We start from the raw sequence: 6,993 nt of genomic DNA, 5'->3' as shown, positions 1-6,993 counted from the left end.
TAAGTAAGTACAACCACTGATCCATAACTGTCTTTAGTTCCTCTGGCTGTTTATTAAACAAGGGAAGCGAAATCATCTTATATCCCAATTTATCATAAAATATTTCTTTGGTCAATTTGTCACAAAGCGCGACATCATAAAAATAAGGATGCTCTGTGATACGGGTTACACCAGAACTTCCATTTGCATTCATATTAAACTCCAGAATACCGATAAAGTAAACTTCCGGCAGGTAATAATCACTTCCCTTCTTTCCTCGCGCTAATTGCTTATTGATGAGACGCGAGGTATAATACACTGCGCGGTCCTTAAAAAACTCCTGAAAGAGCTGCTGCATCTCGATGATGAAAACCTCGCCATCGCTGCTCATACAATGTAAATCAAATACAACGCGACGCATTTCTTCATAATCGCCATCATGCTCTACAGGCTTGTATTTCAGATCTGAAATTATCTTCTCTCCCTGAAACAGGCTATTGAGAAATTCAATTAGTAAGACTTTGTTGTCCTCTCTACCGAAGTAAAATTTCCAACCGAAATCGGTACGCGGATCTACGTACTTACCAAGGTGTTTTTTTGATCTTGCCATAATTTTTGTCAACTGATTATCAGCCAAATATATAACAATAAATCGAAAAACTAAAATAATTAGCAATATATATTAAGGGAAATCAATATTTGGGTTTCATGATTGCGCAAATAATTTTATATTTTTAGATCGCGTCCCCAAATAATTCTCTAATAGCTTTTGTAAATTTGGTAAAAATCTATTTCACCCGAGTATGGCTGTACCAGTTAACAAAGAAGAATTACAAAAAGCTATTGACACGAATTACAAAAAGCTGAAAAATGAATTAGCGACCATTCCTGTTGAATTAAGTTCCGTCAGAGATTTAGAAGGACATGCAAAAGACACGACAATGAGTATCAATAACCTTGTTTCTTATTTGATCGGATGGGGAGAACTGGTGCTTAAATGGAATCAGAAAAAAGAGAATAAGGAGCCAGTAGATTTTCCTGAAACAGGTTATAAATGGAATGAACTTGGCAAGTTGGCTCAGAAGTTTTACAAAGATTATGAAGGCATTGACTTCAATATGTTGTGTCGTAAATTAGATGAAACTGTTGCTAAAATTCTTAATCTAATTGAGCAAAAATCTAATACTGAATTATATGAGGTTTCCTGGTATGAGAAATGGACTTTGGGAAGAATGATTCAGTTTAACACGTCTTCGCCTTATACTAATGCAAGAGGGCGAATTCGTAAGTGGAAAAAGGAACATAACATCACATAAAAATCAGGCCCATTACCAACTACCCAGTTCGCAATATCTTCTACTCCATCTTCGGATTCCTCCATATAATTGGCATAGGGCTTATCTTGCAATTCGAATAATGTTTCATAATTAAATCTTAAAGCTGTTGCAAGATGAGTTAACCATTTACGATTTCTCCACCATTGGGATGTAAAACTTGACCGCTTATAAAACTTGAATCTTCGCTAGCTAAAAATAGAAAGCTTGGTGCAATTTCATTCGGCATCCCTGCCCTTCTCATTGGGGAGTCGCTTCCAAATTCGGAGTTCTTTTTAGGGTCAAATGACGATGCTATCAATGGTGTCCATACCGGACCTGGGGCAACGGCATTGACCCTAATTCCTTTAGTGACAAGATTTGCTGACAAGCTTCGTGTAAAAGAAATAATAGCACCTTTTGTTGCAGAGTAATCTATCAACTTTGGACTGCCTCGATACGCAGTCACAGAAGATGTATTAATGATGCTTGCTCCCTTCTTAAGGTAAGGTATAGCATACTTCGTAATCCAGAAATAGGAAAAAAAATTATTCTGAAAAGTCTTGAGTAACTGCTCAGTGGTAATTTTTTCAATTGATTCTGTCTCCCAATGAAGACCTGCATTATTAACGATAATATCTACTTTCTTGTGCGTTTTTATCGTAAGTTCAATTACTTTTTTACAGTGATTTTCTTTTCCCAAATCACCTTTAATCAGCGTACATTTCCTAGAGAAGGACTCAACCTCTTTCTGGGTTTGTTTTGCATCTTTTGTTTCACTAAGATAGGCTACAACAATATCAGCTCCCTCCTTCGCAAATAACAAAGCTACAGCTTTCCCGATGCCGCTATCTCCTCCCGTTATTAACGCTACCTTATTTTTCAATTTTCCTTCTGCAGGATACGTTAACGGAGAAGTGTCAGGAACTGGTGTCATATTTATTTCCAATCCGGGTCGTTTTTGTTTTTGCAACGGTCGAATCTTTTTACTTGCTGCTTTTTTCATGCTATTTTTTTTAATAATTACAGGCAATATCTGATTTCCAAAATGTAAGGGTCAGTGCAAATGGCAAGGTCTTACAGTGTCGGTAATCTTTGATAACTTTTATTTGATAAATGGAGGTAATCGGCATTTTGCGAAAGAGTTTTTACCGATTCATCCATAAAGTGAACAAAGCTAAAGTCTGAAAGGTTTGGCGGATATTTACAGTTATGCTGATCCATGATTTTTATCAGTTTTGGTATTATCAGTTATTTATCATTCTTACTGGATACTGTAACCTCCATCTGCTACCATGGTATGACCAACTACAAAGCTTGCAGCATCACTACACAACCAAACGACCACATCGGCAATTTCTTCGGGTTTACCCAAACGCTTTGATGGAACTGTAGCGATCATCGCATCCAATACATCCTGCTGTCCTTCTGCCATCATTTTATCAACCATCGGTGTATGGATGATTCCGGGACAAATAGCGTTGATACGGATACCAGAAGGCGCATATTCTAGGGCTGCACTTTTAGTAAGTCCGATCACGCCATGTTTCGCAGCATGATAGGTTCCTCTTTGGGCTCCGCCTAAAATGCCGCCGATAGAAGAGCAATTTACTATGGCACCAAAACCCTGTTTGCGCATTTGCTGTAATTCATATTTCATACAGCTCCATACGCCACGGAGGTTAACATTGACTACGCGATCAAAATCTTCTATTGTTTGATCGGCAGCATCTGCAAGTACATTTTGTATTGCAGCATTGTTATAGGCTGCATCTAGTTTTCCAAATGTTTCTACTGTTTTATCCACCATTTCTTTAACCTGGGAATCATTAGAAACATCGCAAACGATAGCAAGCGTTTTATGGCCCATCGCCGTTAAGCTCTCGACTGCGCTATTCACCAAATCCTTATCTAAATCAGCTAATGCCACTGCGGCTCCTGCCTCTGCAAATGCTTTAGCAGCTGCAAATCCAATTCCTTGTGCTGCACCTGTAACTAGTACAACTTTGTTTTCCATTGATTTCATATTCATTTTATTTATATTCTAAAATTTTATAATACAAAGGTCTTATCTTGATCAGATATATAGCTTATACGTTCCTCGGATACTTCTACCATTTTCACTGATTTCCATTGAATTGCTTTCGAGGTAACGAATAGTTAATAACTTTGTACTGGATAACAAGACATTGAAATGAAAGAAGTGTTAAGAATTGAGACCGTTAGTGAACATGATGCGTTTTATCATAAAGAGAACCTGCATCCATTGATAAGCGTCATAGATTTTAATGGAAGAACGCCCGAGATTTATGCTTCGAGAATGAATTTTGGTTTTTATATCGTGTATCTGAAAGAGGTCGTATGTGGTGATATGAAGTATGGAAAGCATACCTATGACTATCAGGATCGGTCACTCGTATTTGTTGCACCCGGACAGATTATCAATGTGGATATTAATACGGATTATAAACCAAAAGGATACGCGCTTTTATTTCATCCGGATTTGATCCGCGGAACATCCCTTGGACAAAATATAGCGCACTATTCATTCTTTTCATATCAGTCGAGTGAAGCCTTGCACCTGTCCCAAAAGGAAAGGAAGATTATTCTGGATTGTTTCGATAAAATCAGGTACGAATTGGAACAGACTTTAGATAAACATAGTAAAACGCTCATTGTTGACAATATTGAATTGTTTTTAAACTATTGTGTTCGTTTTTACGATCGGCAGTTTATCACGCGCAGTCATGTGAATAATGATATTTTATCCAAATTTGAAAAACAGTTAAATGCGTATTATCTATCAGACAATCCCCAAATGATTGGCTTGCCATCAGTGACTTATTTTGCAGATCAGTTCAATCTTTCCACCAATTATTTTGGTGATTTAATTAAAAAGGAAACTGGTAAAACAGCCTTAGAGTACATCCATTTAAAGGTGATGGACCTGGCTAAACAGAAGATTATTGGTGAAAATAAAACTATCAATGAAATTGCTTATGAATTAGGATTTAAATATCCTGCTCATTTTACAAGGGCTTTTAAGAAAAGTACTGGGGTTTCACCTTCTGAATACAGGGCTTTAAATTAGGCGTTATTATATACAGGTATATCAATCGCGGCTCATAAAAAATAGTTGTTAATTTTTTATGAGCCGTGTATTTATGGTAACCACTAGACTTATACTTTTATTTTTATGGTCTGTTTCGCAAATATGAGGATCCAAATTGCAGCACAAAGAATCATAAACCTCCCCTGCCACCCGATCAATACCTCCGGTCCGAGGTTTCCATTATTTCTTGGCAGATAAATTGCCATGCTGATGATTAGCACAATTTCGGAAACCCAAAGTAAAAGTGTAGAATAAGTCAGTGGTTTTCTTATTTCGCTATAAATTTCATTTTTATAGGACTGCCAGACAAAAAATAACGACGCGAATACAATCATACCCGAAAATCCGGCACCAATACTATGAATTGTTCCGGACGTTGTCATGTCCTCATGTAGTGTTATGGCAGGGTCTGTATTGAATATGCCAGCCAATAAAAAACCTATACATGAAATTGCCAATAAAATACGCCCAATTATGCCGGGAATTTTCTTGTAAAATTTGAAAGAAATAATTGTTGCTGCTCCGGTGGCTACGGCCATTGAAAGAAATGCAAGACGCATCACCCACCCCTTATCACCAAGGGCATATTCACTAATGGGTTGCCAAGTAGGATCAATCTCCTGTTTAACAAGGTGCAATAAAAGAAGGAGAAAAATAAACAGTATACTACCAGTGATGCTTAGCTTGTTCAGTGATTGAATAGTGTTGGTTATCATACGCTAATTGTTTTTGGATAATAATTTATCAAGTTTATTATACGAATCAATAACCCCGTATTCCATTCCTGACTCTACCATTCCGTTACGGTCTTCTATAGATTTGAAAATAATTTGGGTCGTGAGTCTTGTCCGGCCATCTTGCAGTGCTTCAAAATTTAAAAATTCCAAAGATACATGACCTCTTTCTGGTAGTCCCTCAAATTCAAAAGTCCGAATGATTCTTTTTGCGAATTCCGTTTCGTGAATGACTCCGCAGAACCTATAATTATTTCCATTTTCATCCGAATGAATAAATCGCCAGGCACCTAAGTTTTTGTTTTCAAAAATCGGAATTTCCATGCTGTGATTTTCCAACCCCATCCATTGTACGAGCAATTCGGGTTGAGTATGTGCTTGAAACACAAGGTCGGGTGTCGCATCAAACTCTCTGACAATAAAAATTTCCTGCCTGTCTTGTTTGGCGGTAATACTAGTTTTCTGATTTTCCATTTTCCTTATTTTTTAAATTACTTAATACATTGTCCAATCTGTTGTAACGATCTTCCCAAAGTTTCTGGAAAGGAGCTAACCAATCTGATACTTCCTTCATTTTTGTAGGATTCAATTGATAATAGATTTCCCTACCTATCGTCTGTTGACTTACCAATTGGCATTCTGCTAGAATCTGAATATGCTTCGATATAGCCTGTCTACTGCTGTCAAATTGATCCGCGATTGCATTTGGTGTTAAAGACTGTAGGGCAATAAGCGTAAGTATCGCTCTTCTTGTTGGGTCGGCGATTGCCTGAAATACGTCTCTCCTAGTTTTCATAAATTTTATTTGCTACCATTTGATTGCAAATATATATGCAATTATTTGGTTGCGCAAATATTTTGAATAAATTTTTATTTATTTTTCTGGTCGTATTATTAAATCATGAATACCAATCCCTTTATTGGTAAAATATTTTACTTCCCGAAACCTTTTGCATTCATCTCTTTCGTATGGTACTGGAAAATAATTCTCTCCTATCTGAGCAACGGAATCGGTAGGAAAATACAGAATAAAGAAAGAAGCATTTTAAAGCATATTTGAAGAGCAACATAATAATTAAAATTATATATTTGCAGCCTCAAGCAATTTATTAACATTTTTATGAAATTGAAATTAGCCTATTTAATGCTTCTGTTGGTGGTATTTGCATCTTGTAAGAAAACAACAGAGGTGGATTTGTCTATCTCCAATAGTGGAAAACTTACTTACAAATTAACTGATGCAAGTGGTAAGGGCCTACCCAATGTTAAGGTGTCTTTGTATGATCACTTGGACAGCTATTACGCTAGCAACAGTATTTTAATTGATGAACGTCGTACGGATGGAAACGGACAGGTGGATTTTGGCGATCTAAACCCCAAAAGTTATCTGATAGTCGCTGACTCGGCAAAGGTAAACAATGTAAATTATATCGTCCGCGATTATACTCAGGTCACTACGGGCATGACAAAGAATAAAGAGATCAAGGTGACTGACTTTTCAGGAACTTTAATAGTTAAAGTAACCTCCTATTACACGAATCAACCCGCAAAAAATATTGGTGTCCTTATCATTCCTGTTGGTAAATATGAATACGAACAGAACGTATCAAAAGTCTTAGCTGCCGCTGAATTTAAAGGCCTAACTAACGATAATGGCATTGCTACATTCAAGATTGCGTCAGGTAAAGACTATGTAGTCTGCGTTTACAATACAACAACGTTTTCAAATCTTAATGCCGGTACAATGTCGATACAAAAAGGTATGACAATGAGCTATTATACAAGCTTTTATCAATGATTATCTGATAAGAAACTTTAATAACAAAAGATATAAAGGGCTATTTTTTCATTGTAC

The 6,993-nt window shown here is 36.7% G+C and carries 9 protein-coding genes; 3 read left to right on the top strand and 6 right to left on the bottom strand.

Going from position 1 to position 6,993, the window contains the following annotated elements:
• On the bottom strand, nucleotides 1–589 hold a 589-nt coding region (locus HPC41_RS18005), incomplete at its 3' end, for a PD-(D/E)XK nuclease family transposase (RefSeq protein ID WP_172395415.1).
• Between the two features lie 193 nt (nucleotides 590–782).
• On the opposite strand from HPC41_RS18005, the gene HPC41_RS18000 reads away from it, so the two are divergent.
• Nucleotides 783–1,295, top strand: coding sequence for a ClbS/DfsB family four-helix bundle protein (locus HPC41_RS18000; RefSeq protein ID WP_172395414.1), 513 nt, complete (start codon nucleotides 783–785; stop codon nucleotides 1,293–1,295).
• Between the two features lie 139 nt (nucleotides 1,296–1,434).
• On the opposite strand, the gene HPC41_RS17995 is transcribed toward HPC41_RS18000, so the two are convergent.
• The gene (locus HPC41_RS17995) at nucleotides 1,435–2,298 is read right to left on the bottom strand and encodes an SDR family oxidoreductase (RefSeq protein WP_172395413.1); all 864 of its coding nucleotides are present in this window, start codon (nucleotides 2,296–2,298) and stop codon (nucleotides 1,435–1,437) included.
• A 258-nt stretch (nucleotides 2,299–2,556) separates the two neighbouring features.
• The gene (locus HPC41_RS17990; RefSeq protein WP_216660819.1) at nucleotides 2,557–3,309 is read right to left on the bottom strand and encodes an SDR family oxidoreductase; all 753 of its coding nucleotides are present in this window, start codon (nucleotides 3,307–3,309) and stop codon (nucleotides 2,557–2,559) included.
• A 177-nt stretch (nucleotides 3,310–3,486) separates the two neighbouring features.
• Here HPC41_RS17990 and HPC41_RS17985 point away from each other — a divergent pair, with 177 nt between their 5' ends.
• Nucleotides 3,487–4,383, top strand: coding sequence for a helix-turn-helix domain-containing protein (locus HPC41_RS17985; protein ID WP_172395411.1), 897 nt, complete (start codon nucleotides 3,487–3,489; stop codon nucleotides 4,381–4,383).
• Between the two features lie 89 nt (nucleotides 4,384–4,472).
• Here the strand turns inward: HPC41_RS17985 and HPC41_RS17980 are convergent, their stop codons facing one another.
• The 3 genes from HPC41_RS17980 to HPC41_RS17970 are packed head-to-tail and all read right to left on the bottom strand — an operon-like array spanning nucleotide 4,473 to nucleotide 5,934.
• Nucleotides 4,473–5,120, bottom strand: coding sequence for a DUF998 domain-containing protein (locus HPC41_RS17980; protein WP_172395410.1), 648 nt, complete (start codon nucleotides 5,118–5,120; stop codon nucleotides 4,473–4,475).
• A 3-nt stretch (nucleotides 5,121–5,123) separates the two neighbouring features.
• On the bottom strand, nucleotides 5,124–5,612 hold the full coding sequence (locus HPC41_RS17975) for an SRPBCC family protein (protein ID WP_172395409.1): 489 nt from the start codon (nucleotides 5,610–5,612) through the stop codon (nucleotides 5,124–5,126).
• The gene (locus tag HPC41_RS17970) at nucleotides 5,593–5,934 is read right to left on the bottom strand and encodes an ArsR/SmtB family transcription factor (protein ID WP_172395408.1); all 342 of its coding nucleotides are present in this window, start codon (nucleotides 5,932–5,934) and stop codon (nucleotides 5,593–5,595) included. The genes HPC41_RS17975 and HPC41_RS17970 overlap by 20 nt, the downstream gene beginning before the upstream one ends.
• 324 nt (nucleotides 5,935–6,258) lie before the next feature.
• On the opposite strand from HPC41_RS17970, the gene HPC41_RS17965 reads away from it, so the two are divergent.
• Nucleotides 6,259–6,936 (top strand): hypothetical protein, encoded by a 678-nt coding sequence (locus HPC41_RS17965; RefSeq protein WP_172395407.1) that lies wholly within the window; start codon nucleotides 6,259–6,261, stop codon nucleotides 6,934–6,936.
• Nucleotides 6,937–6,993: the final 57 nt, after the last annotated feature.

This window comes from Sphingobacterium prati (assembly GCF_013167215.1).
In the GTDB taxonomy this organism is placed as follows: Bacteria; Bacteroidota; Bacteroidia; order Sphingobacteriales; family Sphingobacteriaceae; genus Sphingobacterium; species Sphingobacterium prati.
The sequence above is the reverse complement of the archived record's forward strand: the minus strand, read 5'-3'. Positions and strand labels throughout refer to the sequence as shown.

Excerpts from the sequence above, each read along its gene's own strand:
- HPC41_RS18000 (WP_172395414.1), top strand. The coding sequence starts at position 783 with ATGGCTGTACCAGTTAACAAAGAAGAATTACAAAAAGCTATTGACACG.
- HPC41_RS17965 (WP_172395407.1), top strand. The coding sequence starts at position 6,259 with ATGAAATTGAAATTAGCCTATTTAATGCTTCTGTTGGTGGTATTTGCA.
- HPC41_RS17995 (WP_172395413.1), bottom strand. The coding sequence starts at position 2,298 with ATGAAAAAAGCAGCAAGTAAAAAGATTCGACCGTTGCAAAAACAAAAA.
- HPC41_RS17970 (WP_172395408.1), bottom strand. The coding sequence starts at position 5,934 with ATGAAAACTAGGAGAGACGTATTTCAGGCAATCGCCGACCCAACAAGA.
- HPC41_RS17975 (WP_172395409.1), bottom strand. The coding sequence starts at position 5,612 with ATGGAAAATCAGAAAACTAGTATTACCGCCAAACAAGACAGGCAGGAA.
- HPC41_RS17990 (WP_216660819.1), bottom strand. The coding sequence starts at position 3,309 with ATGGAAAACAAAGTTGTACTAGTTACAGGTGCAGCACAAGGAATTGGA.
- HPC41_RS17985 (WP_172395411.1), top strand. The coding sequence starts at position 3,487 with ATGAAAGAAGTGTTAAGAATTGAGACCGTTAGTGAACATGATGCGTTT.
- HPC41_RS17980 (WP_172395410.1), bottom strand. The coding sequence starts at position 5,120 with ATGATAACCAACACTATTCAATCACTGAACAAGCTAAGCATCACTGGT.